Raw genomic sequence first — 24,027 nt, forward strand, 5'->3', positions numbered from 1 at the left:
CGAGGGTATGGACGCTCACGCCATAGAGGAAGGCCGCCGTCGCTGGCAGGCCCGGTACGACGCGGCGCGCAAGCGCGACGCGGACTTCACGACGCTCTCCGGCGACCCCGTGGAGCCGGTGTACGGGCCCCGGCCCGGTGACGCCTACGAGGGCTTCGAGCGGATCGGCTGGCCGGGGGAGTACCCCTTCACCCGTGGCCTGCATCCGACCGGGTACCGGGGTCGGACCTGGACCATCCGGCAGTTCGCGGGCTTCGGCAACGCCGAGCAGACCAACGAGCGCTACAAGATGATCCTCCGCAACGGCGGGGGCGGGCTCTCGGTCGCCTTCGACATGCCGACGCTGATGGGCCGCGACTCCGACGACCCGCGCTCCCTGGGCGAGGTCGGGCACTGCGGCGTGGCCATCGACTCGGCCGCCGACATGGAGGTGCTGTTCAAGGACATCCCGCTCGGCGACGTCACGACCTCCATGACGATCAGCGGGCCCGCCGTGCCCGTGTTCTGCATGTACCTGGTCGCCGCCGAGCGGCAGGGCGTCGACGCGTCCGTGCTCAACGGCACGCTCCAGACCGACATCTTCAAGGAGTACATCGCGCAGAAGGAGTGGCTCTTCCAGCCCGAGCCGCACCTGCGCCTCATCGGCGACCTGATGGAGTACTGCGCGGCCGGCATCCCCGCCTACAAGCCCCTGTCGGTCTCCGGCTACCACATCCGCGAGGCCGGGGCCACGGCCGCGCAGGAGCTGGCGTACACGCTGGCGGACGGCTTCGGATACGTGGAGCTGGGGCTCAGCCGCGGACTGGACGTGGACGTCTTCGCGCCCGGGCTGTCCTTCTTCTTCGACGCGCACGTCGACTTCTTCGAGGAGATCGCCAAGTTCCGCGCGGCCCGGCGCATCTGGGCCCGCTGGATGCGGGACGTGTACGGCGCGAAGACCGACAAGGCGCAGTGGCTGCGCTTCCACACGCAGACCGCGGGTGTCTCGCTGACCGCCCAGCAGCCGTACAACAACGTGGTGCGTACGGCGGTGGAGGCGCTGGCGGCGGTGCTCGGCGGGACGAACTCCCTGCACACCAACGCGCTGGACGAGACCCTCGCGCTGCCCAGCGAGCAGGCCGCCGAGATCGCCCTGCGCACCCAGCAGGTGCTGATGGAGGAGACCGGCGTCGCCAACGTCGCCGACCCGCTGGGCGGCTCGTGGTTCGTCGAGCAGCTGACGGACCGGATCGAGGCCGACGCGGAGAAGATCTTCGAGCAGATCAAGGAGCGGGGCCTCCGGGCCCACCCCGACGGGCAGCACCCCGTCGGGCCGATCACCTCCGGGCTCCTGCGCGGCATCGAGGACGGCTGGTTCACCGGCGAGATCGCCGAGTCCGCCTTCCGGTACCAGCAGGCCCTGGAGAAGGACGAGAAGAAGGTCGTCGGCGTCAACGTCCACACCGGTTCCGTCACCGGGGACCTGGAGATCCTGCGGGTCAGCCACGAGGTGGAGCGCGAGCAGGTGCGGGTGCTGGGCGAGCGCAAGGCGGCCCGGGACGACGCGGCCGTGCGCGGTGCCCTGGACGGCATGCTCGCCGCGGCCCGCTCCGGCGGGAACATGATCGAGCCGATGCTGGACGCGGTGCGCGCGGAGGCCACGCTGGGCGAGATCTGCGGGGTGCTGCGGGACGAGTGGGGGGTGTACACGGAACCGGCGGGGTTCTAGGAGGTGCCGTCCGGGTCGGGCGGGCGCCGGGCGACGGTGCCCCGCGACCGCGACGTGACAGGGCTTTCCCGCTCGTCGTGCGGCCCTGTCCGGCGCAGGGCGAGGAGGGTGGCGTCGTCCGAACGGTGCGGGCCGTCGAGGCGCGCGACGAGGTGTTCGGCGTAGCGGTGCAGCTCGTCACGGCCGGGGCCCGGGGCCGTCGCCCGGAAGGAGAGCGCGGCTGCCTCCAGGAACCGCAGCGTGTCCAGGTCCGGATCGCTGCCCCGGCGCTCGGTGAGGCCGTCCGAGTACATGAGGACGATGTCGCCGGCCCGGATGGGTGCCACGGCGGCCGTGTAGGCCGTGCCGGGCAGGACGCCGAGGGGGAGTCCCGGGCCGCCGGCCGGGGGTGGCAGGGGTGTGGCGCGGCCGTCGCGGACCAGCACCGGGCTGGGATGTCCGGCGCACGTCCAGCGCAGCAGCGACCGCTCGGGGTGGTAGCCGGCGACGATGGCGGTGGCGGTGGACTCGATGCCGTCCGCGCAGGCGGTCTCGTTGAGCCAGTGCGTCAGCTGCTCGACAGGTTGCTCCGTGTAGGCGAGTCCCGCCAGGGCCCAGCGCAGTTTCGCCATCAGCGTGACCGCGGTGAGTCCGTGTCCCCGTGCGTCCCCCAGCGCGACGAGGAGGCCGTCGGGCAGTTTGCGGACCTTGTACCAGTCGCCGCCCACCCCGGCCTCGCGGGCGTCGGGCCGGTACACGACGGTGGCCTGGAGGCCGTACGTGGCCGGCTCGTCGTGGAAGTGCGGGAGCACCGCCTCGCGCAGGGCCTCCGCGACCTCCCCGAGCGTCTTGACATGCTCCCGATGGCGGCGTACTTCCCGCTGGGCGCGTTCCGCCGCCGCACGGCGCCGGCGCTCGGCGGTGACGTCGGTGAGCACGGCGCGGACGCCCCAGACCGGACCGCCGGGAGCGATCAGTACGGGTTCGGCGGTCATCCGGGTGATCCGGTGGAGCGTACCGGGCAGGCGCACCGAGCAGCTGGCCGTCCGCTTGCGCAGGACGACCTCGTACAGCATTCGGTAGAGACCGGGCAGGCTGTCGGCCGTGACGGTGCCGGCCAGGTCGGACAGGGTGGGCAGGGGGCCGTCCTCCGCCAGCCCGAGCAGGCGGCGGAACCCCCGGGAGGGCTCGACGCCGTCGTCGCCGAGGTTCCACTCCGCCCAGCACGTGCGCACCAGCCGCTGGGCGGCGGCGGCCATGTGGGCGCGGTGGCCGGGTTCCCAGGTGAGCAGCAACTGGTCACCGCAGGGGCTGACCCGGACCTCGGCGATGAGCCGCACCGGCCCCGCTGGGCCGCCGATCACCCATTCGACGGCTTCCGGGCCCTGTGCCACGCGGTCATGGTGCGCGCGGCTGATCATCTCGGGGACCGGCGTCCGGTACAGCGAGGGCAGCCGCTCGTACAACGACACGGGTCCCGACCACCGTGGGGCCGGGCCTCCGGGGAGCCGCTCGTCCACGTAGGCGACGGCTGCCGCGTTCCGGACCGTGCAGACGGTGTCGACGATCTGGCCGTCGTCACCGATGTCGAGGGCCAGCAACAGGGCCGGCACCGGAAAGGCGTCGAGTAGTTCCTGCCCCGTCGGGGTCCCCGCGGCGGGCGGATCCGTCGGCCGGCCGGGCCCGTCGGGCGCCGCGGGGTGGTGGATGTGGTGGTCCTGGGCGTACGACCGGATGCGTCGGCGCTGGGCCCGCAGCAGCTCTCTGATCGCCCCCAGTTCCAGGCGGGCACGTGCATCGGACACCCGGGGGTGATGATCCATGGGGGCTGGGCCTCCAGCGGCGCACGGCGGGGCAGTGCCGAACAGCTTCGTCTCCGGGGCGGTGGCCCGCCACCGGGAATGCGCCGTGCGGCGGCACGTCGGTACGCGTCCGGCCGGGAGCCGGTCACCGGCCGCTTCCCCGGCGCGGACCTCGCGAGCCGGAGGCCGGGCGGCCCGGCGCGTCGGCCCTCGTCCCGACCTCGGACGCGTCCCCCGCCCACGTATGCCTCGCCGGGCGTGCGCCGACCCGTGACCCGGCCCAGACTCGTCGCGTGGCCGCTGACGACGAGACGAACGTGCCCCCGTCCGGCAGAGCCGAGTGGGCCGACGAAAGCCTCCCCGGGGTGGGGGACGTGGCCGCGGGGCTGCCGCTTCCCCCGGCCACCGCCGGACAGGACGCGGGTGACGTCGCCGGGCTGGGCGTCCTCGTGGCGGACCGGGACGCCGCCGTCGCCGCCCGGCTCACGGGGCTCCTGCGGGAGGCCGGAGCCGGTGACGTCGCCCACCGCGGTGACCAGGAGGCCTTTCTCCAGGCCGTTCGCTCGGAACCGGAACGGTGGCACGTCGTCCTCTGGCACGAGGACCTGGAGCCGGACGCCCGGCGGCGGCTGGGGCTGCTCAACACCTGGCAGCGGGAGTTCCCCCGTACCGCGGTGGTGCTCACGACCGACGCCCTCACCAGCGCCAGCACGCTGACGGCGCTGCGCGGGGGCGCCGTCGAGATCGTCTCGCGCACCGCGTCCGGCGCGGAACTGGCAGCCGTGGTGCGGCACGCCCACGAGGCGCACCGTCTGCGGCACGCCCCGGCCGGACACCCCGAACCGCCCCGGATGCTCGTGGTCGGCGCCCACCCGGACGACGGGGAGATCGGCGCGGGCGGCCTGATCCACCGGCGGGTCCGGGACGGATGGGAGATCACGATGCTCGCCATGTCGCACGGTTCCTTCGGCGGCGATCCCGACCGTCGGGTGGAGGAGGCACGGCGCGCGGCCGCGGTCCTCGGAGCCTCCTTCCGCCTGGAGGACTTCCCCGACGGGCACATCACCGACGAGACGGAGACGGTGCAGGCGATCGAGAGGACCGTCGCCGACGTCTCACCCGACGTCGTCCTCGTCCACTCCGAGCACGACACCCACCAGGACCACCGGGCGGTGCACCGGGCCACCCTCGTCGCCTCCCGCCGGGTACCGCGGATCGCCTGCTACCAGTCGCCGTCGGCCACCGTCGAGTTCCGTCCCAACCGGTTCATCGGACTGCGCGAGGCCGACGTCGAGGCCAAGCTCGACGCCATCAGGGCGCACAGGTCGCAGGCCGACACCCGGGCCTACCTGGACGAGGACCTCATCCTCTCCACGGCCCGGTACTGGGGGCGGTTCACCGGTGACGTCTACGTGGAGCCACTGGAGGTCGTCCGGTACAGCGCGGAGCTCGAAAGGTCCCTGGTGTGAACGGCGCACAGGCCACTGACCCCGCACGCCCCGCCGGCGTGCCGCTGCCGGATCTGACCGGACCCCTCGGCCGGCCACCGCGCGTCCTGGTGACCGGGGCCGGTGGCCCCTCGGGCGTCTGCTTCCTGCGGGCGCTCGCCGGCTCCTGCGACCTGTGGGCCGGTGACATCGACCCGAACGCGGCCGGTCTGTACCTGGTCGACCGCGAACGCCGCTGGCTGCTCCCCCGCGGTGACGCCGACGGATTCGCCCGGACGCTGCTGGACCTGTGCGAGCGACTGCGCGTCGACGTGCTGGTGCCGACCGTCGACACCGAACTCGTGCCGCTGGCGCGGTCCGCCTCCCGGTTCGCCGAGGCGGGAGTGCGCACGCTGGTGTCGGACGCCGCCGCGCTGGAGCGGTGCCTGGACAAGTGGACGCTGGCCGAGACGTGCCGGGAAACGGTCTCGGTCCCCCACACGGTGCTGCTGGAGGAAGGCGCCGCCGACCGCTTCGGCGCCGGATTCCCCGCGGTCGCCAAGCCCCGCCGGGGCAGCGGGTCGCGCGGGATCGTCATGGCCGCGGAGCCCGACGCGCTGACCGGCCTGCCGCACGACGGCTCGTACCTGCTCCAGGAACTGCTGCCCGGCACCGAATACTCGGTGGACGTCCTGATGGGACCGGACGGCGGGGCGCGAGCCGCGGTCCCACGGGCCCGGGACAAGACGGACTCCGGCATCATCGTCGCCGGCCACATCCTGGACCGCCCCGGGCTGTCCCGGTTCGCCGCCGACGTCGCGTCCGCCCTGGGGCTGCGCGGCATCTGCAACGTCCAGGTCCGCGAGGACCGGGAGGGTCGCCCGGCGCTGCTGGAAGTCAACCCCCGGCCGCCGGGCGGGATGTCCCTGACGGTGGCCGCGGGCGTCCAGATGCCCGCCTGGGCGGTGGCGGGCCTGCTGGGGGCGGACGTACCGGGCCACATCGCGCACCACCCGCTGTCGGCCGTGCGGCACTGGGAGGACGTGGTGATGGGTCCCGACGCGCTCGGCGACGTGGCGGGCCGGGCGTGACCGGCGGAGGCGGCGGACCCGGACCGGGCGGCGCGGCTCTGTCGGTGGACCACCACACCCACACGTCCTTCTCCGACGGCCGCGACTCCCTGCGGGAGGTGGTGTCGGCCGCCGAGGCCAGGGGGCTGCGCGCCCTGTACGTCACGGACCACGTCCGCCGGGACACCGACTGGCTGCCGTCCTACACCGCCGCCGTACGCGAAGCCGCGGACCGGGCCGGCCGGCTGACGGTGGTGTGCGGCGTCGAGACCAAGATGCTCGACACCGCGGGACGGCTCGACGTCCCCGACGACCTCACCGGCGTCACCCACCTGGCGATCGCCGACCACCGCTTCCCCCTCCCCGACGGTCCCTCCCTCCCGGAGGAGGTCGCCGAGATGCTCACCGACGGCCGGCTCACCTCCGAAGCCGCCCTCGACGCCCTGACGGCCGCGACGACGGCGGCGCTGCACTCGGTACCCGCCGGCCGCACCGCCCACCTGGCGCACCTGTTCAGCGTGCTGCCCAAATCCGGCCTGGACGAGGCGGCCATGGGCCGCGCCCGCCTCACCCGCATCGCCGAAGCGTGCCGTGCCACCGGCAGCGCCGTCGAGGTCAACGAGAAGTGGCGCTGCCCCTCTCCCGGGACGGTCCGCGTCCTGCGCGGCCTGGGCGTGCGGATGGTCGCCGGAAGCGACGCGCACACCGCGGCGGCGGTGGGGGCATGGGCGTACGTCGCGGAAGTCCTCGGCGACGGAAGCGGCGAGAGCGGCGAAGGCTACGAAAGGGAGGACGGCCACCGGTGAGGACCCTGATCACCGCCGCCCAGGCCGTCGCGTTCGGGTTCGTCTTCCTCGGCGCGCTGCCGCTGGTGACCGCCGTGGCGCAGTTCCTCCTGGTCGGCCTGCAGCGCTACCGGGGCATCTACGCCCGGGTCGCGTTGTGCCTGCCGCGCACCGCCGTACTGATCCCCGCGCGGAACGAGGCCGCCGTTCTGGAGACCTCCATCGAGACGCTGCTGGCCTCCGCCTACCCGCAGGGGCGGCTACGGATCTTCGTCATCGACGACGCGAGCACCGACGACACGCCGGTGGTCCTGGCCCGGCTCGCGGCCGCCCACCCGGGCGCCGTGGTCCACCTGCGGCGGGAGACCGGAGGACAGGGCAAGTCGCACACCCTCAACCACGGCCTGCGCCACGTGCTGTCCGACGACTGGGCGCAGGCCGTGCTCGTCATGGACGCCGACGTCGTCTTCGCCCCGGACACCGTGTGGCGCATGACCCGCCACCTGGCCGCACCGGAGGTCGGTGCGGTGACCGCCTACATCCAGGAAGGCAGTGGACACCGCGGCAACTACCTGACCCGGTACGTCGCCTACGAGTACATCACCGCCCAGGCCGCCGCGCGCCGCACCCAGAACGTGCTGGGCGCGGTGGCCTGCCTGGCCGGCGGCGCCCAGCTCCACAGCCGGGCCAACCTCGAAGCCCTGGGCGGTGAGTTCGACACCAGCACACTCGCCGAAGACACCGTGACCACCTTCGACAGCCAGCTCGCCGGACACCGTGTCGTCTTCGACGGCTACGCCCTGGTCCTCGCCGAAGAGCCGGACAACGCCGCCGGACTGTGGCGGCAGCGGCTGCGCTGGGCGCGGGGCAACTACCAGGTGACCCACCGCTACCGGGGTCTGTGGTTCCGAGGCCGCCGCACGGGCGACAACCGCCTGGGCTCGTGGCTCTTCGGGCTGATGTGGTTCTCGGTGCTGCTGACGCCCTTCCTCATGCTGCTCAGCGCGGCCTCGCTGATCTTCCTCTTCTACACGGACACCGACCGCTCGTGGTTCGCCTTCAAGGCGCTGTGGGTCGTCAACCTCGTCAGCTATCTGTACGTGACCCTGCTCAGCCTCGCCGTCGACCCGGTGACCGCACGGAGGTCCTGGCGCGAGGCCCTGATCTTCCCCGGCCTCGTCTCGTGCTTCTTCCTCGTCGTCACGGCCGTCCCGACCGTGGCCCTGCCCTTGCTGGACCGCATGGGGCTCGGCCTGACCCGGGACTCGCCCCACCCCCTGATGCTCTTCGCGTACTGCTGGCTCGCCCTGTGCATGCCGCTCGCCTGGGCCGCCAAGTGCCTCGCGACCACCAGGCTGAGGTGGCTGTCGGCCCCGCTCGTCCACCTCGTCGGTTACGGGTCGCTGCTGGCCGCGTGTTCCCTGGCCGCCTTCGTCCTCCAGGTCCGCGGAGCCGAGCAGAGCTGGGGGCGAACGGTCAAGACCGGGAAGGTGCAGGGCGCGGGACCAGGGACGGAGACGACCGCGGGACCGGCGGAGCCGGCCACCGGGCGACCGGGCCCGGCACCGGGGCCCGCCGAGGGGCCGGAGTCGCACGAGGAGGCGCCCGCCGACGCCGCGGACGGCGACCTGACCCGCCGCTTCGCCGCCGAAACCCACCGTGACCTCGAGCGGGACCGCGGACTGCTGTGGTGGCAGGCCGGGATCATGGTCCTCATCGTCCTACTGATGATCCTGCGGGAGATCTGGCTGGTGGGGCAGTGAGGCCAGCCCCCACAGCAGTACCCGGGCGAAGCTCCGCACCCACTCACCGTCCGCCGCTTCCGCGCTGACCAGCGTGCGGTGGACCACCGCGCCCGCCACCACGTCGAAGATGAGGTCCGCCGTGCGGGCGGCCTCCACCGGGTCCGGCTCCGGAGGCAGCTCGCCCCTGGCCTGGGCGCGGGCCCTGCCCTCCAGCACCAACCGCTTCTGCCGCTCCACGATCGACGTACGGATGCGCTCGCGCAGCGCCTCGTCGCGCGTGGACTCGGCGACCACCGCCATCAGACCGCTCTTGGCCTCCGGCCGGGCCAGGATCGCCGCGAACTGGAGCACCACGCCCTCGATGTCGGCGGCGAGGGAGCCCCGGTCGGGCAGCCGGAGCTCGTCGAAGAGCTCGGCGACCGCGTCGACGACCAGCTCGTTCTTGCCCGCCCACCGGCGGTACAGCGTCGTCTTGGCAACCCCGGCGCGTGTGGCCACGTCCTGCAGGGTGAGCTTCGACCAGCCCAGGTCCACCAGGGCCGCCCGCGTCGCGGCCAGGATCGCGGTGTCCGCCGCGGCGCTGCGCGGGCGCCCGGCACGGCCGGCGGGGGTGCTGCTCTGCATCCCCCGACCTTAACCGGCGGGTAACGAACGGGCGTCCGTGAGGCAGATCACCGAGGAGGGCTGTTCCGACGGGCCCTCCTGGTATTACGCTACGGGGCGTAGCGAAAGCACGGGTGCGCCCGTGCCCCAGCGACGACCACGGGCGTGGGGTGGGGACCCGGCGCCGGCAGGACTGTCAACAGCACACTTCCAGGCGGGCTTTCACCCCGCTTTTCACGCACGGGCGCGGTACGGGGGAGGATAGACCCATGCAGCCACGGAACATGTCCATGAGCGGGGTCGTCGACCTCGCCGCGGTGAAGCAGGCCCAGGAAGCCAAGGCCAAGGCGGAGCAGGCGCGCGCCGAGGCGGCCCGGAACGGCGGGACGGGCGCCGTCTCCCCGGCCGACCTCGTCATCGACGTCGACGAGGCCCGCTTCGAGAGCGATGTCCTGCAGCGGTCCACCGAGGTCCCGGTCGTCATCGACTTCTGGGCCGAGTGGTGCGAGCCCTGCAAGCAGTTGAGCCCGGTCCTGGAGCGGCTCGCCGTCGAGTACAACGGGCGCTTCCTCCTCGCCAAGATCGATGTCGACGCCAACCAGATGCTGATGCAGCAGTTCGGCGTCCAGGGCATCCCGGCCGTGTTCGCGGTCGTGGCCGGGCAGGCGCTGCCGCTCTTCCAGGGTGCCGCCGGCGAGGCGCAGATCCGCCAGACCCTGGACCAGTTGGTGCAGGTCGCCGAGCAGCGGTTCGGGCTGACCGGTCTCGCCGTCGACCCCGAGGCGGAGCCGGGCGCGGCACCGGCCGCCGCCCCCGAGCGCCCGGCCGGCCCGCACGACGCGGCGCTCGAGGCCGCCGTGCGGGCGCTGGACGCCGGCGACCTGGGCGGCGCCGTCCAGGCGTACAAGAACGTGCTGGCCGAGGACCCGGGCAACACGGAGGCCAAGCTGGGCCTCGCCCAGGCCGAGTTGCTCCAGCGCGTGCAGGACGCCGACCCGCAGCAGGTCCGTCAGGACGCCGCCGACAAGCCGGGTGACGCGCAGGCCCAGATCGCCGCCGCCGACCTGGACCTGGTGGGCGGGCACGTGGAGGACGCCTTCGGACGCCTCATCGACACGGTGCGCGTCACGGCCGGGGACGACCGGGACGCCGTACGGCTGCGGCTGCTGGAGCTGTTCGAGGTCGTCGGCGCCGAGGACCCGCGGGTGGCCGCGGCGCGCAGGGCGCTGGCCCGCGCCCTGTTCTAGCGCGCGGCCGGGCCGCCCGGTACCGACCGGTCTTCGACCGTTCGTCCGGGTGGTGCCCGAGTGAAAGAGCTGCCGACGGAAAGCCAGTGCGGCCGCGCTTTACCAAATCTTGGTAATCGCGGCCGCTGTTACTGCCAGTAAGTCGACGGCGTCGATCTGTCGGATTCTGTCCGGCGATCAACAGCTATGTTCCGCCCTCATGACACACCGAGCGTCGCCGTCCGGGACCGGTGTGTCGTCCCGCGGTTATCCGGCCGTTACTAGTGAGTAACGAACCCCCTTGTGCCGACGGCGAGAATGCACCACGATCGGCGACGCTCGGTCCATTCCCGTACCCCGAAAGCCAGTCGGGTCGCGGGGGTTCCTGGGTCCCCACCGAGCAGGGTCGGCGGCAGTGGCGCCGGCCCTTGGGCAGGGGGGTCTTCGCCCGTCCGGCGAAGCCTGTCCAGCAGGGTTGTGCGTGATGCGTGTCAGGCGCGACCAGTGGTTGTCGCTCGGGGGTGATCGCCGGTGATTCGGGCTCGTCTGGTACGTGCCGCCGAGCGCGGGCGCTCTCCTTCCCGAGGACGTAGCACTTCTCCCATCCCTGCCAGGTCCGGCCGCCGATCCGGGGGCCGGCCGAGGCCAGGAGATGTACGTCCGAGAAGGAGGAAATATGGAGTCCCAGGTGCGTGGCGGGACCAGATGGAAGCGGTTCGCTGTGGTGATGGTGCCCAGCGTTGCCGCCACGGCTGCGATAGGCGTCGCGCTGGGGCAGGGTGCCCTGGCGGCGTCGTTCAGTGTCTCCGGCCAGTCGTTCAAGGTGACGGCGGACCGGCTCGACGGTACGGGCTTCTCCCAGTACGGAGCCATTGACTCGGGCTACACGCTGAAGGGCGAGAAGACGGCTCACCCCGTCGCCGTCTCGGCGTTCAAGTCCGCGACCATCAAGGGCATGTGCCAGTCCGTGGTCACCCCGGACATCCCGCTGATCGGTTCGGTCAGCCTCATGCTCAAGGCGGGCGGCGGCGACAAGCCGGTCGAGGCCCAGAACCTGTACATCGACGTCGAGGAGCTCGAGGCCGACGCCACCTTCCGCGGCATCGACATCGGTGTTGCGGCCAAGGACGCCAACAAGGGTCCAGGCATCAAGAAGGGCGACACCGCGAACCCCTACGGATTCGCGCAGCAGGCCGACTCGGCCACGCTGACCGACGTGAAGCAGACGGCGTGGGCCACCACCGCCGGAACCTTCAAGCTCAGCGGTCTGAAGATGTCGCTGTCCAAGGGTGTCAAGGAGTGCTACTAAGCACCCCATGACGGGCGGGGGAGCCGGTGGCACCCCCGCCCGTCCACTCTCCGGCCGTGCCTCCACGCGCGGCCCACATCTCCACCACAGCAAAGCCGTACCAGGGAGCTGTTTTCCATGAGCGCCGAGACTCCTGCCGCAACCGGCCAGTTCACCCGCCGGAGGCTGCAGTTCCGTGCCTGGCGAGGCGCGCGGCCGTTCTGGGCCGGCCTGTTCGTCGCGCTCGGCGGACTCCCCATCGCCTACTTCCCGTACGCGAACCTCCAGATCGGCCACCTGACGCTGGCGATGGCCACCACCGCGGGTGCCGGGTCCCTGATCATCGGTGTGCTGCTGGTCGTCCTGGGCGTCAGCCTGTGGTTCCAGAAGCACGTCCGGGTCTTCGCGGGCGTGGCGGCGATCCTGCTGGCGCTGGTGTCCATCCCCGTGTCCAACCTCGGCGGATTCCTCATCGGCTTCCTGCTCGCACTGGTCGGCGGGGCGATGGCCGTGTCGTGGGTGCCGGGCGAACCGCCGCAGGCCGAACCGCCCCTGGAGGGCAAGGGAACGGGCAACGCGCCCGAGAGCGTGGTCCCCGAGGCCCCCGGCACCCCGGCGCCCGACGCCACGGTGCCGCAGCCGCGCGACGGGGCGGGAGAGCCGAACGATCTGTCAGGAACGAGCCCGGCCAACGGGGCGAACGGGAGGCACAGTGCCGGCTGACGAGGTGACCCGCGGGACTGACGTGGAGTCGTTCCGTGTGAGAACCGGGCCGCGCCACGCGGCACCCAAGAAGCCGTTGTTCACCAGGTTCCACATGCCGGCCGGGAAGGCGATAGCCCTGGCGGCGATGCCCACGGCCGTCCTCATGGGGATGGGCTTCACACCGACGCTGGCCATCGCCGACGGCAACGACACGGCGAAGCCGACCTCCAACAGCCTCACCGCCGACGAGTACAAGGCGTGCGTGGAGGCCCTGGAGGACGCCGAGAAGGGCGCGTCCGAGTCGCCCTCGCCCTCGGCGACCGGCTCGGAGGACGGGGACGACAAGGACAAGGGCGGTGCGACGGAGTCCGGTTCCCCGGACTCCGCGGACGGCGCGGGCAAGGACGGCAAGGACGGCAAGGGTACGGGCGAGTCCTCTTCGTCGGATTCAGGTTCCGACGACGAGGACGGGAACGCCGGCCAGGCCGACCCGGCCCCGAGCCCCTCCGCTTCCCAGGATCCCGAGGGCCGGGACGCGTCCGGCGCGGACGCCGCCGAACCGTCCCCGTCCGCCTCGGAGTCCGGCGGCGGCGTGCTGGAGGGCCTCGGCGACGCCATCGAGGGCATCTTCACCGGCAGCGACAAGGCCGAGGAGACCCCGGGCCCCACGCCGACCCCCTCGGCGTCGGCGAGCGCCGGCGAGGACGCGTCCGACCCGGCGAAGGAGACCACCGACAAGGTCACCGGCACCGCGAAGGACACGGCCGAGGATCCGGCCGACGCGGCGTCGAAGGCGGCCGAGGACACCGAGGAGTCGGTGGACGAGGCGGCCGGAAAGACCGAGGAGGACGCGAAGGACGCGAAGGACCAGGCGGAGGAGGAGGCCGGGGAGGCCACCGCCTCGCCCAGCCCCAGCGCCTCCGAGAGCGCCGGCACCGACCCCGAGGACTGCCCGGTCGCCACGGACGCGGAGGGCGGCGTCGACAACACGGTGCCGCTGCCCGACGACCCCTGGTACCTCAACGCCAGCTCGCTGCTGCTGAAGGGCGCCTCCTACAAGGGCGTCGTCGAGGTGAAGACGGCCAACGGCACCACCAAGAAGGTGCTCAAGTACGTCATTTCCAACGGCACCGACATCGGCGACCTGCACCAGACGGTGAAGGACGAGCAGGCCGGCAAGACCTACCACGTGCAGGCGGCCGAGGGATCGACGTCCACGATCCGCGACGGCGACACGGTGATGTACACCGAGAGCATCTCGGGCAACCTGCTCGGGCTGATCCCGATCACCTTCGACCCGGAGCACCCGCCGCCGCTGGACATCCCGCTCATCTACTTCACGAAGGTGACGGTCGTCCAGGCGGGCCAGTTCGGCGGCACGCTCCACATCCCCGGGTTGCACCAGTACACGACCTGAGCCCGCTCACAGGCCCGTTCGGGAGCCGCGACACCGCCGAGGGCGCCCCCTGTCGCAGGGGGCGCCCTCAGCGCCGTACGGAAGCGGGTGCGGGGGTCAGCCGCGCCGCGTCTCGCCCAGGTGCAGCACCCGGACCATGTTGGTGGTGCCGGGCACGCCGGGGGGCGAACCGGCGGTGATCACGACGATGTCGCCGTCGCTGAACCGGCCGAGGCGGGCCGTCTCCTGGTCCACCAGGTCGACCATCTCGTCGGTGGTGTTGACGAACGGCACCACGTGCGGCTCCACGCCCCAGCTGAGCGCCAGCTGGTTGCGGGTGGACTCGTCGGTGGTGAAGGCGAGGATCGGCTGGGCCGCGCGGTAGCGGGAGAGCCGGCGGGCGGTGTCACCGGACTGGGTGAAGGCCACCAGGCCCTTGCCGCCCAGGAAGTCGGCGATCTCGGCGGCGGCGCGGGCCACCGAACCGCCCTGCGTGCGCGGCTTCTTGCCCGGCACCAGCGGCTGCAGGCCCTTGGACAGCAGCTCCTGCTCGGCGGCGGAGACGATCTTCGACATGGTCTTGACGGTCTCGATCGGGTACGCGCCCACCGACGACTCCGCGGAGAGCATGACCGCGTCGGCGCCGTCCAGGATCGCATTGGCCACGTCGGAGGCCTCGGCGCGGGTCGGACGCGAGTTGGTGATCATCGACTCCATCATCTGGGTCGCGACGATCACCGGCTTGGCGTTGCGCCGGCACAGCTCGATCAGGCGCTTCTGCACCATGGGGACCTTCTCGAGCGGGTACTCGACGGCCAGGTCGCCACGGGCGACCATGACGGCGTCGAAGGCCGCGACGACGTCCTCCATGTTCTCGACCGCCTGCGGCTTCTCCACCTTGGCGATGACGGGGACCCGGCGGCCCTCCTCGTCCATCACGCGGTGCACGTCGGCGACGTCCTTGGCGTCCCGCACGAAGGACAGGGCGACCAGGTCGCAGCCCATCCGCAGCGCGAACCGCAGGTCCTCGACGTCCTTCTCGCTCAGCGCGGGGACGTTGACCGCGGCACCGGGCAGGTTGATGCCCTTGTGGTCGGAGATGACGCCGCCCTCGATGACGATCGTCCTCACCCGGGGGCCCTCGACCTCGGTGACCTTCAGCTCGACGTTGCCGTCGTTGATGAGTACCTGGTCGCCCTTGGTGACGTCGCCGGGCAGGCCCTTGTACGTCGTGCCGCAGATCGTCCGGTCGCCCGGCACGTCCTCGGTGGTGATGGTGAACTCGTCACCGCGCACCAGCTCGACGGGACCCTCCGCGAAGGTCTCCAGGCGGATCTTCGGGCCCTGCAGGTCGGCGAGGACACCGATGGCCCGGCCGGTCTCCTTGGCGGCGGCCCGGACCCGGTCGTAACGGCCCTGGTGCTCGGCGTGCGTGCCGTGGCTGAAGTTGAAGCGGGCCACGTTCATGCCGGCTTCGATCAGCGCTACGAGCTGCTCGTGGGAGTCGACCGCGGGGCCGAGAGTACAGACGATTTTCGAACGGCGCATGGGGCGATCCTATCGGTTTGTTTCGCTCCGGAATATTCCGCCTGGCGGAAGCTACATATGGGCGCGGGCATGCTCACAAGTGAATTTATCGGCTGTTCTTTTCGACCAGTGCGTACGTTTGTGTCGCGATCTCCAATTCCTCGTCGGTCGGCACCACGGCCACCTTCACCCGCGCGTCCTCGGGGGAGATCAGCCGGGGACCGTCGCCGCGAGCGCCGTTCAGCCCGGCGTCGACCGCCAGGCCCAGCCCCTCCAGGCCCGCCACGGCCGCTTCCCGCACCGGTGCCGCATTCTCGCCGACCCCGGCCGTGAAGGCGACCGCGTCCACCCGGCCGAGGACCGCGTAATAGGCGCCGATGTACTTCTTCAGGCGGTGAATGTAGATGTCGAAGGCGAGCCGCGCCTCTTCGTCACCCTCGTCGACGCGGCGCCGGATCTCCCGCATGTCATTGTCGCCGCACAGACCGAACAGGCCGCTCCTCTTGTTGAGGAGAGTGTCGATCTCGTCGGTGGACATTCCGCCAACCCGCTCCAAATGGAAGATGACCGCCGGGTCCAGGTCTCCGGACCGCGTACCCATCACGAGTCCTTCCAAAGGCGTCAGCCCCATGGAGGTGTCCACGCACCGGCTGCCCTCGACCGCCGAGGCCGAGGCGCCGTTGCCGAGGTGCAGCACGATGACGTTCACCTCGGACGGGTCCTTGCCCAGCAGCCGCGCGGTCTCCCGGGAGACGTAGGCGTGCGAGGTGCCGTGGAAGCCGTAGCGGCGGATGCGGTGACGGTCGGCGATCTTCGGGTCGATCGCGTAGCGCGCCGCCGGCTCGGGCATCGTCGTGTGGAACGCCGTGTCGAAGACGGCCACCTGGGGCAGGTCGGGGCGCAGCCCCCGGGCGGTGCGGATGCCGGTGAGGTTGGCCGGGTTGTGCAGCGGGGCGACGGGGATCAGCCGCTCGATCTCGGTGAGCACGCCCTCGTCGATCAGGGTGGGCTCGGTGAAGAACATGCCGCCGTGCACCACCCGGTGCCCGATCGCGGCCAGTTCCGGGGAGTCCAGGCCCAGACCGTCCCGGGCCAACTCCTCCGCGACGGCCTTGAGGGCGGCCTCGTGATCGGCGATCGGCCCGTTCTGCTCGCGGGTGTCGCCGCCGGTCACGCACGTGTGCTTCAGCCGGGAGGTCTGCTCACCGATGCGCTCGACCAGCCCCACCGCCAGCCGGCTGCGGTCCCGCATGTCCAGGAGCTGGTACTTCACCGACGAGGAGCCGGAGTTGAGGACGAGGACACGGGTGGGCAAGGTCACTGTTCGGACGCCTTCTCGCTCGGGTTCTGGGCCTGGATCGCCGTGATGGCGACGGTGTTGACGATGTCCTGGACGAGCGCGCCCCGGGACAGGTCGTTGACCGGCTTGCGCAGCCCCTGGAGGACCGGGCCGACGGCGATCGCGCCGGCCGAGCGCTGCACGGCCTTGTAGGTGTTGTTGCCGGTGTTCAGGTCCGGGAAGATCAGCACGCTGGCCTGCCCGGCGACCTCGGACCCGGGCAGCTTGGTCGCGGCGACCGACGGCTCCACGGCCGCGTCGTACTGGATCGGCCCCTCGACGCGCAGGTCGGGACGGTTCGCGCGGACCAGCTCCGTCGCCTCGCGCACCTTGTCGACGTCGGCGCCGGACCCGGACGTGCCCGTCGAGTACGACAGCATCGCGATCCGCGGATCCACCCCGAACCGCGCCGCCGTGGACGCCGACTGCGTGGCGATGTCGGCCAGCTGCTCGGCGTTCGGATCCGGGTTGACCGCGCAGTCGCCGTAGACGAGCACCTTGTCGGCCAGGCACATGAAGAACACGGACGACACGATCGAGGCGTCCGGCTTGGTCTTGATGATCTCGAAGGCCGGGCGGATCGTCGCCGCCGTCGAGTGCACCGACCCCGACACCATCCCGTCGGCGAACCCTTCCTGCACCATCAGCGTGCCGAAGTAGTTCACGTCGGAGACCACGTCGTACGCCAGCTCCACCGTGACGCCCTTGTGGGCGCGCAGGGCCGCGTACTTCTCGGCGAAGGAGTCCCGCAGCTCGGACACCGCCGGGTCGATCAGCTCGGCGCCCTCCAGGTCGATGCCCAGGTCGGCGGCCTTCTTGCGGATCTGCTCGACCGGCCCCAGCAGGGTCAGCTCGCACACGCCCCGGCGCAGCAGCACCTCCGCCGCGTGCAGCACCCGCTCCTCGGTCCCCTCCGGCAGCACGACCCGGCGCAGGTCGGAGCGGGCCTGCTCCAGCAGCGTGTGCTCGAACATCATCGGCGTGACCCGGTCGCTGCTCGGCGCGGAGACCCGCTTGCTGAGGTCGGCGGTGTCGACGTAGCGCTCGAAGAGGCCGAGGGCGGTCTCCGCCTTGCGCGGGGTGGCCGCGTTGAGCTTGCCCTCCAGGGAGAACAGCTGCTCGGCGGTGGGGAAGCTGTTGCCGGTCACCGAGAGCACCGGGGTGCCGGGCGCGAGGCGGTCGGCGAGGGTGAGGATGCCGTCCCCGGGCACCTCGTTCAGGGTCAGCAGCACGCCGGCTATCGGCGGGGTGCCGGCGCTGTGCGCGGCGAGGGTGCCGATCACCAGGTCGGCGCGGTCGCCGGGCGTGATCACCAGGCAGCCCGGGGTGAGGGCGCTCAGCAGGTTGGGCAGCATGGCCCCGCCGAAGACGAAGTCCAGCGCGTCCCGGGCGAGCCCCGAGTCGTCGCCGAGGACCACCCGGGCGCCGAGGGTGTGCGCGATCTGCGAGACGGTCGGCGCGGACAGCGCGGGCTCGTCCGGCACCACCCAGCACGGCACCGGCAGCCGGTCCGTGAGCCGCTCGGCGATCTCGTCCCGGTCCTCGCGGGTGACCCGGTTGGTCACCATGGCCAGGACGTCGCAGCCCAGCCCGTCGTAGGCGCGGAAGGCGTTGACGGTCTCGGCGAGCACGGACTCGGCGGCCTGACCCCGTCCGCCCACGACCGGGACGACCGACGCGCCGAACTCGTTGGCGAGCCGCGCGTTCAGGGACAGTTCGTCCGGGAACTGGGTGTCGGCGAAGTCGGTGCCGAGGACGAGCATGACGTCGTAGTCCCGGGCGGCCAGGTGGAACCGGTCGACCAGCGCGGACACCAGCTCGTCCGTGCCCTGCTCGGCCTGGAGGGCGGACGCCTCCTGGTAGTCCAGGCCGTAGACGGTCGCGGGGTCCTGCGAGAGCCGGTAACGGGCCCGCAGCAGCTCGAAGAGCCGGTCGGGTCCGTCGTGGACCAGGGGACGGAAGACGCCGACCCGGTCGACCTGCCGGGTCAGGAGCTCCATGACCCCCAGTTCGACGACCTGGCGGCCGTCGCCGCGGTCGATACCGGTCACGTACACGCTGCGCGTCACGCGTGCTCTCCGTTTCGTCTGGTGGCGGCTGTCCCGTGCACATGGTGGCGGCTGTCCCGTGCACAAAAATCGCCCACCGGGGTGAGCGGAACCCTCTTGACAATACCTCCGGGTATGGATAAGGCGCCCGTCAACAATCGTCAGTGCCCACCCGTGCCCGGACCGTGGAACAATTGGATCGGCTCACCGGTGTCAACAGCGAGCAGGAGACACAGCACGATGCGTATCGGCGTACTCACCGCAGGCGGCGACTGCCCCGGCCTGAACGCAGTGATCCGGTCGGTCGTGCACCGAGCGGTCGACAACTACGGCGACGAGGTCATCGGCTTCGAGGACGGGTACGCCGGTCTGCTCGACGGCCGCTACCGCACCCTCGACCTCAACGCGGTCAGCGGCATCCTGGCCCGCGGCGGCACCATCCTCGGCTCCTCCCGCCTCGAGCGCGACCGGCTCCGCGAGGCCTGCGAGAACGCCGGGACATGATCCAGAGCTTCGGCATCGACGCGCTGATCCCGATCGGCGGCGAGGGCACCCTGACGGCCGCCCGGATGCTCTCCGACGCCGGTCTCCCCGTGGTCGGCGTGCCGAAGACCATCGACAACGACATCTCCTCCACGGACCGCACCTTCGGCTTCGACACCGCCGTCGGCGTCGCGACCGAGGCGATGGACCGCCTCAAGACCACCGCCGAGTCCCACCAGCGGGTGATGGTCGTCGAGGTCATGGGCCGCCACGCCGGCTGGATCGCCCTGGAGTCCGGCATGGCCGCCGGCGCCCACGGCATCTGCCTGCCCGAGCGCCCCTTCGACCCCGCCGACCTGGTCAAGATGGTCGAGGAGCGGTTCTCCCGCGGCAAGAAGTTCGCCGTGGTCTGCGTCGCCGAGGGCGCCCACCCCGTCGAGGGCTCCATGGACTACGGCAAGGGCGCCATCGACAAGTTCGGCCACGAGCGCTTCCAGGGCATCGGCACCGCCCTCGCGTACGAGCTGGAGCGCAGGCTCGGCAAGGAGGCCAAGCCGGTCATCCTCGGCCACGTCCAGCGCGGCGGCGTGCCCACCGCGTACGACCGGGTGCTCGCCACCCGCTTCGGCTGGCACGCGGTGGAGGCCGCCCACCGGGGCGAGTTCGGCCGCATGACGGCGCTGCGCGGCACGGACGTCGTCATGGTCCCGCTGGCGGAGGCGGTCACCGAGCTGAAGACGGTGCCGAAGGACCGGATGGACGAGGCCGAGTCGGTCTTCTAGGCACCGGACGCCCCGCCGGACCGTGCCACCACGGCTCACGGGTGCTTCTCGACGGCCGCCCAGAAGTGCTCCACGATCCGGTCGAGGAAGTCACGCCCCGCCGCGTTGGAGTCGGGACCGCCACCGCCCCAGCTGAGGGTGGCGGTCATGTGCCCCTGGTAGTCCTGGTGCAGCACCTGGAGGACGTTCTCCAGAACCCGCCGGTCCAGTGGCGCCACCTTGGCGACCGGGCGCACGTACCCCTGCCATCGGGTGGTGACGGCGCTGGTCAGCAGCTCGGCGAGCTTCTCCTCGCGCCCCGTGACGGCCACGAGGTCCGGCAGCGCGAGGTCGAGCACGTGGGCGAGCGCGGCCGACTGGCGGTCGGTGCCGCGCCAGCCGTCCGTCTCCTCCATCCGCAGATAGGCGGTGAGCGCGACACCGGCGGCACGGGCCACGTCCTCGGGCGCCAGACCGCGGGCGACGCGGTGCTCGCGCAGGGTCTGCGGCCGGCCGATCAGGTCACCGGGCGAGCACCACAGCACGCCCGCGAGCGCGGTGAGTTCGGAAGCGGAGGGGGAGGCGGCTCCGCGCTCCCAGGCGATGACGTGGTCGGGGGAGACGTACGGCAGTCCGTACGACACCCGCATGCCGTGGGCGACGTGTTCGGGCCCCATACCGAGGGCGGCCCGGAGCCGGCGGGCGGCGAGGGCGTTGAACGGGGGACCCGACTGGTTCGGGTGAGGTGAGGGTCGGCGCACGCGCCACACCGTAGGGGGCCGGGCGGTCCTTGACTACGGGCTGTTCAGCCAGCGATACGGATCGTAGGAACCTACGGGCTCACCCGGACGGAGCACCGCTCACCCCTTGACCGCCCCGCCCAGCGCGAACCCGCCGCCCAGCCGCCGCGAGATCAGCACGTACAGCAGGATGACAGGCGTCGAGTAGACGATCGAGAACGCCGCCAGCTGCCCGTACGCCACCATGCCCCGGTTGCCGAAGAAGTCGTTGATGCTCACCGAGGCCGGCATCTGGTCCGGGGAGAGCAGCAGCATGAACGGGACGAAGAAGTTCCCCCACATCATCACGAACGAGAACACGGTCACCACCGCCACACCCGGCCCCATCAGCGGCAGCACGATCCGCAGCAGCGACTGGAAGGACGACGCCCCGTCCGTCCACGCCGCCTCCTCCAGCTCCTTGGGCACGCCGTCCATGAAGTTCTTCATCAGCCAGATGGCGAACGGGAGCTGGGAGGCGGCGAAGAAGAAGATCGTCCCCTGCATGGTGTCGATCATGTTCACCCGCACGAACAGGGCGTAGACCGGCACCATGATCGCCGTGATCGGCAGGCTGGTCGCGAACAGGATCGTCAGCAGGAACGGCCGGTTCAGCCGCGACCGGAAACGGGAGAGCGGATACGCCGCGAGCGCCGCGCACACCACCGTCAGCGCCGTCGCGCCGCCGCACAGGACCAGGCTGTTGAGCAGCGGGGTGAAGGTGATCTCCGGGGTGAGGATCGCGTCGAAGTTGTCCAGCGTCACCCCGTCGGGGACCTTCACCCTGAGGCTCGCGCGCGGGTCCAGGGCGGACAGCACCACCCAGGCCAGCGGCAGCACGAACGCGGCGGCGGCCACCAGCAGCCCGGTGTCGGCGGCCAGTCGGCGCCGGGTGCGGCGGGAGGCGGGGGTACGGCGGGGCGCGGCGGGCGTCCGGGTCTTCCGGGCCGCCCGGGGCGCGAGGGTGGACGCCATCTCAGACCTCCGTCCGCAGCAGGCGCAGGTACACGACCGAGAACAGCGAGCCGATCAGCAACAGCAGCAGCGCCACCGCCGTGCCGTACCCGATCAGACTGTTCTGGAAGGCCTGCTCGTACATGAACAGCGGCAGCGTCTGGCTCTTGCCGCTCGGGCCGCCCCGCGTCATCACCCAGATCAGCCCGAAGACCGACAGGGTCTGCAGGGTGTTGAGCATGAGGTTGGTGCCGATGGAACGCCGGATCATCGGCAGCGTGATGTGCCACATCCGGCGCCAGCCGCTCGCCCCGTCCACCTCGGCGGCCTCGGTGACCTCCTTGGGGATCTCGTTGAGCGCCGCCGAGTACACCAGCATCGAGAACGCCGTGCCCCGCCACACGTTGGCGAAGGACACCGCGAGGATCGGCAGCGTGAACAGCCAGTTCTGGGACGGCAGATGGAGCCAGTCCAGGATCGCGTTGAGGGTGCCCTCGCGGCGGAAGAAGGCGTAGAGCAGGAAGCCCGCCACCACCTCCGGCAGCACCCACGCCGTGACAACGATGCCGCCGGTGAGCGTACGGACCGGCTTCGAGGCCCGCTGCATCAGCGAGGCCAGCGCCAGGCCCAGGGTGTTCTGCCCGATCAGCGACGACAGCACCGTGAACACCAGCGTCAGCCACACGGCGTTCAGGAACGCCTCGTCCTGGAACGCGCGCCGGAAGTTCTCGAAGCCGACGAAGGACGACTCGGCCTGCCCGGTGAGCTGGAGGTCGGTGAAGGCGATGACCACGCAGTACGCGATCGGGCCGGCGAGGAAGAGCAGCAGCAGGACGAGGGCGGGGGAGACGGGCAGGGCGCGCAGCAGCGAACGGCGAGCCGATGCCGACCCCGCACGGTGTTCCGGCCCCGGGGCGGGCGGGCCCGGCGGCGTCTCGCGGAGCTCCGGGCCCGGGTGCGGCGGCGTGGCAGCGGTCACTTGGCGACCACCTGGTTGTCGGTGGCCTCCTTGAGCGCCTCGTCGTAGTCGCGGGCCGCCTCCTCGACCGACTTGTCACCGGTCGTCACGCCCTCCATCGCCTCCTGGATGGCGACGGACACCTTCGGGTACGCCGGGTAGGCGGGCCGGTAGTGGGTGCTCTCGACGAGGTCGGTGAAGAACTCGATGCCGGGCTGGGCGTCGACGTAGGCCGGGTCGTTCGCCACGTCCTCGCGGACCGCGATGCCGGAGTTGGCGACGTACCACTTCTGGGCGTTGGCCTTGGTCTGCATCGTCTTGATGAACTCGAAGGCCAGGTCCGGGTTGCCCGCCTTGGCCGGGATCGACCAGGTCCAGCCGCCGGACATGCTCACCTTGCCGGGCGCCTGGCCGTGCTGCGTCGGCATGGCCGCGAGCCCCAGCTCCTTCGACCACTCGGGCCACTCGTGCCCGCTGCCCTCCAGCCAGTCCTGCGGCAGCCAGGAGCCGTCGAGCGCGATGCCGAGCTTGCCCTGCGGAAGCAGCTCACCGCGCACCTTGGTCCCGAAGTTGGGGTCGAGCGCGTCGGACACCTCCGGGCCGAGCTTCTCCTTGTACACGGTCTCGACGAAGGCGAGGGAGTCCTCGAACCCCTGCCCCGCCGTGATCCACTTCTTGCTGCCCTTGTCGTACAGCGGGTCCGTGGTCCCGTCGTTCGTGCCGTACAGCAGCATCTGGAAGCCCTGCATGGTGGCGGCCTCACCGGCGGGCTTGCCGGTGTACACGTTGAGCGGCGTGACTCCGGGCACCTTCTCCTTGATGGTGCGGGCGGCGTCGAGGACCTCGTCCCAGGTCTTCGGCTGCCAGTCGGCGGGCAGCCCGGCCTCGGCGAACACGTCCTTGCTGAACCACAGGCCCCGGGTGTCCGTCCCGTCCGGGACGCCGTACGTCTTTCCGTCCTCGCCCCTGGCCGCCGCCTTCGCGGTGTCGATGAACTGATCCCAGTCCTTCCACTTCGCCAGGTACTCGTCGAGGGGCTTCAAGTAGCCGCTGGTGATGTCGGAGTTGATGAGGAAGGTGTCCTCGTAGACCAGATCCGGCGCGGTCTTGGGGGAGCGGAGCATCTGCTGGAGCTTGGTGTAGTACTCCGAGTCCGGGGCCTTGATCGGGACGAGTTCGACCTTCTTCCCCGGGTTGGCCTTCTCGAACTGCTTCTTGATGTCGGCGAGATAGGTGTCCATCACCTTGATGGAGTTGTCCGTCGACTGCTTGAAGGAGACCTTCACCGTGTCCGGATCGTCGCCGGAGCCGCTGCCGCAGGCGGCGAGGGCGGTGGAGGCGAGCGCGGTGAGGGTGAACAGGGCGGTGAACCGGACGGACCGGACGGTGGGACGCACGGGCAAGACCTCCTACGGGCACGACGCTGTGGCCGGGACGGCTGCTC

18 protein-coding genes and 1 pseudogene are annotated in these 24,027 nt (G+C 71.5%); 10 read left to right on the top strand and 9 right to left on the bottom strand.

What is annotated here, in order from left to right; all coding sequences use genetic code 11:
• The first annotated feature begins 7 nt into the window (after positions 1-7).
• Positions 8-1,708, top strand: coding sequence for an acyl-CoA mutase large subunit family protein (locus tag ACLIN4_RS24555; protein ID WP_269957739.1), 1,701 nt, complete (start codon positions 8-10; stop codon positions 1,706-1,708).
• Here ACLIN4_RS24555 and ACLIN4_RS24560 read toward each other — a convergent pair.
• Positions 1,705-3,492, bottom strand: coding sequence for a PP2C family protein-serine/threonine phosphatase (locus ACLIN4_RS24560; protein WP_257101512.1), 1,788 nt, complete (start codon positions 3,490-3,492; stop codon positions 1,705-1,707). The genes ACLIN4_RS24555 and ACLIN4_RS24560 overlap by 4 nt on opposite strands.
• 290 nt (positions 3,493-3,782) lie before the next feature.
• On the opposite strand from ACLIN4_RS24560, the gene ACLIN4_RS24565 reads away from it, so the two are divergent.
• Genes ACLIN4_RS24565 through ACLIN4_RS24580 form a run of 4 tightly spaced genes read left to right on the top strand, consistent with a single transcriptional unit; the run spans position 3,783 to position 8,534 of the window.
• Positions 3,783-4,958, top strand: coding sequence for a PIG-L deacetylase family protein (locus ACLIN4_RS24565; RefSeq protein WP_290014542.1), 1,176 nt, complete (start codon positions 3,783-3,785; stop codon positions 4,956-4,958).
• Positions 4,955-6,007, top strand: a complete 1,053-nt coding sequence (locus ACLIN4_RS24570; RefSeq protein WP_107477231.1) for an ATP-grasp domain-containing protein — start codon at positions 4,955-4,957, stop codon at positions 6,005-6,007. Before ACLIN4_RS24565 ends, ACLIN4_RS24570 begins: the two co-directional genes overlap by 4 nt.
• On the top strand, positions 6,004-6,792 hold the full coding sequence (locus tag ACLIN4_RS24575; protein WP_411576230.1) for a PHP domain-containing protein: 789 nt from the start codon (positions 6,004-6,006) through the stop codon (positions 6,790-6,792). Before ACLIN4_RS24570 ends, ACLIN4_RS24575 begins: the two co-directional genes overlap by 4 nt.
• Positions 6,789-8,534 (top strand): glycosyltransferase, encoded by a 1,746-nt coding sequence (locus ACLIN4_RS24580; RefSeq protein WP_381939218.1) that lies wholly within the window; start codon positions 6,789-6,791, stop codon positions 8,532-8,534. Before ACLIN4_RS24575 ends, ACLIN4_RS24580 begins: the two co-directional genes overlap by 4 nt.
• On the opposite strand, the gene ACLIN4_RS24585 is transcribed toward ACLIN4_RS24580, so the two are convergent.
• Entirely contained in the window at positions 8,493-9,140 is a 648-nt protein-coding gene (locus tag ACLIN4_RS24585) for a TetR/AcrR family transcriptional regulator (RefSeq protein WP_107477233.1), read from the bottom strand. The genes ACLIN4_RS24580 and ACLIN4_RS24585 overlap by 42 nt on opposite strands.
• 248 nt (positions 9,141-9,388) lie before the next feature.
• On the opposite strand from ACLIN4_RS24585, the gene ACLIN4_RS24590 reads away from it, so the two are divergent.
• From ACLIN4_RS24590 to ACLIN4_RS24605, 4 genes are all read left to right on the top strand, one after another.
• Positions 9,389-10,366 (top strand): tetratricopeptide repeat protein, encoded by a 978-nt coding sequence (locus ACLIN4_RS24590; RefSeq protein WP_179350643.1) that lies wholly within the window; start codon positions 9,389-9,391, stop codon positions 10,364-10,366.
• 655 nt (positions 10,367-11,021) lie between these two features.
• Positions 11,022-11,654: a DUF6230 family protein gene (locus tag ACLIN4_RS24595; protein WP_100047826.1), complete on the top strand. Its 633-nt coding sequence runs from the start codon at positions 11,022-11,024 to the stop codon at positions 11,652-11,654.
• A 117-nt stretch (positions 11,655-11,771) separates the two neighbouring features.
• Positions 11,772-12,356 (top strand): DUF6114 domain-containing protein, encoded by a 585-nt coding sequence (locus ACLIN4_RS24600; RefSeq protein ID WP_100047825.1) that lies wholly within the window; start codon positions 11,772-11,774, stop codon positions 12,354-12,356.
• Positions 12,346-13,755: a hypothetical protein gene (locus ACLIN4_RS24605; protein ID WP_411576231.1), complete on the top strand. Its 1,410-nt coding sequence runs from the start codon at positions 12,346-12,348 to the stop codon at positions 13,753-13,755. The genes ACLIN4_RS24600 and ACLIN4_RS24605 overlap by 11 nt, the downstream gene beginning before the upstream one ends.
• 96 nt (positions 13,756-13,851) lie before the next feature.
• Here the strand turns inward: ACLIN4_RS24605 and pyk are convergent, their stop codons facing one another.
• From pyk to pta, 3 genes are all read right to left on the bottom strand, one after another.
• A complete protein-coding gene (gene pyk / locus ACLIN4_RS24610) occupies positions 13,852-15,282 on the bottom strand; it encodes a pyruvate kinase (protein WP_107477234.1) in 1,431 nt (476 codons plus the stop codon).
• Between the two features lie 85 nt (positions 15,283-15,367).
• The gene (locus ACLIN4_RS24615; protein WP_411576232.1) at positions 15,368-16,582 is read right to left on the bottom strand and encodes an acetate kinase; all 1,215 of its coding nucleotides are present in this window, start codon (positions 16,580-16,582) and stop codon (positions 15,368-15,370) included.
• Positions 16,579-18,669, bottom strand: a complete 2,091-nt coding sequence (gene pta / locus ACLIN4_RS24620) for a phosphate acetyltransferase (RefSeq protein ID WP_100047821.1) — start codon at positions 18,667-18,669, stop codon at positions 16,579-16,581. Before pta ends, ACLIN4_RS24615 begins: the two co-directional genes overlap by 4 nt.
• A 219-nt stretch (positions 18,670-18,888) precedes the next feature.
• Here pta and ACLIN4_RS24625 point away from each other — a divergent pair.
• Positions 18,889-19,913 (top strand): annotated as a pseudogene (locus ACLIN4_RS24625) (ATP-dependent 6-phosphofructokinase).
• 35 nt (positions 19,914-19,948) lie between these two features.
• Here the strand turns inward: ACLIN4_RS24625 and ACLIN4_RS24630 are convergent.
• The 4 genes from ACLIN4_RS24630 to ACLIN4_RS24645 form a co-directional block, all read right to left on the bottom strand.
• A complete protein-coding gene (locus ACLIN4_RS24630; protein WP_100047820.1) occupies positions 19,949-20,662 on the bottom strand; it encodes a helix-turn-helix domain-containing protein in 714 nt (237 codons plus the stop codon).
• Between the two features lie 90 nt (positions 20,663-20,752).
• Positions 20,753-21,646: a carbohydrate ABC transporter permease gene (locus tag ACLIN4_RS24635; protein ID WP_289908706.1), complete on the bottom strand. Its 894-nt coding sequence runs from the start codon at positions 21,644-21,646 to the stop codon at positions 20,753-20,755.
• Position 21,647: 1 nt separating this feature from the next.
• The gene (locus ACLIN4_RS24640) at positions 21,648-22,604 is read right to left on the bottom strand and encodes a carbohydrate ABC transporter permease (RefSeq protein WP_107477237.1); all 957 of its coding nucleotides are present in this window, start codon (positions 22,602-22,604) and stop codon (positions 21,648-21,650) included.
• Entirely contained in the window at positions 22,601-23,980 is a 1,380-nt protein-coding gene (locus ACLIN4_RS24645) for an extracellular solute-binding protein (RefSeq protein ID WP_289908705.1), read from the bottom strand. The genes ACLIN4_RS24640 and ACLIN4_RS24645 overlap by 4 nt, the downstream gene beginning before the upstream one ends.
• Positions 23,981-24,027: the final 47 nt, after the last annotated feature.

This window comes from Streptomyces mutabilis, from assembly GCF_046628145.1.
Classification (GTDB): Bacteria; Actinomycetota; Actinomycetes; order Streptomycetales; family Streptomycetaceae; genus Streptomyces; species Streptomyces mutabilis.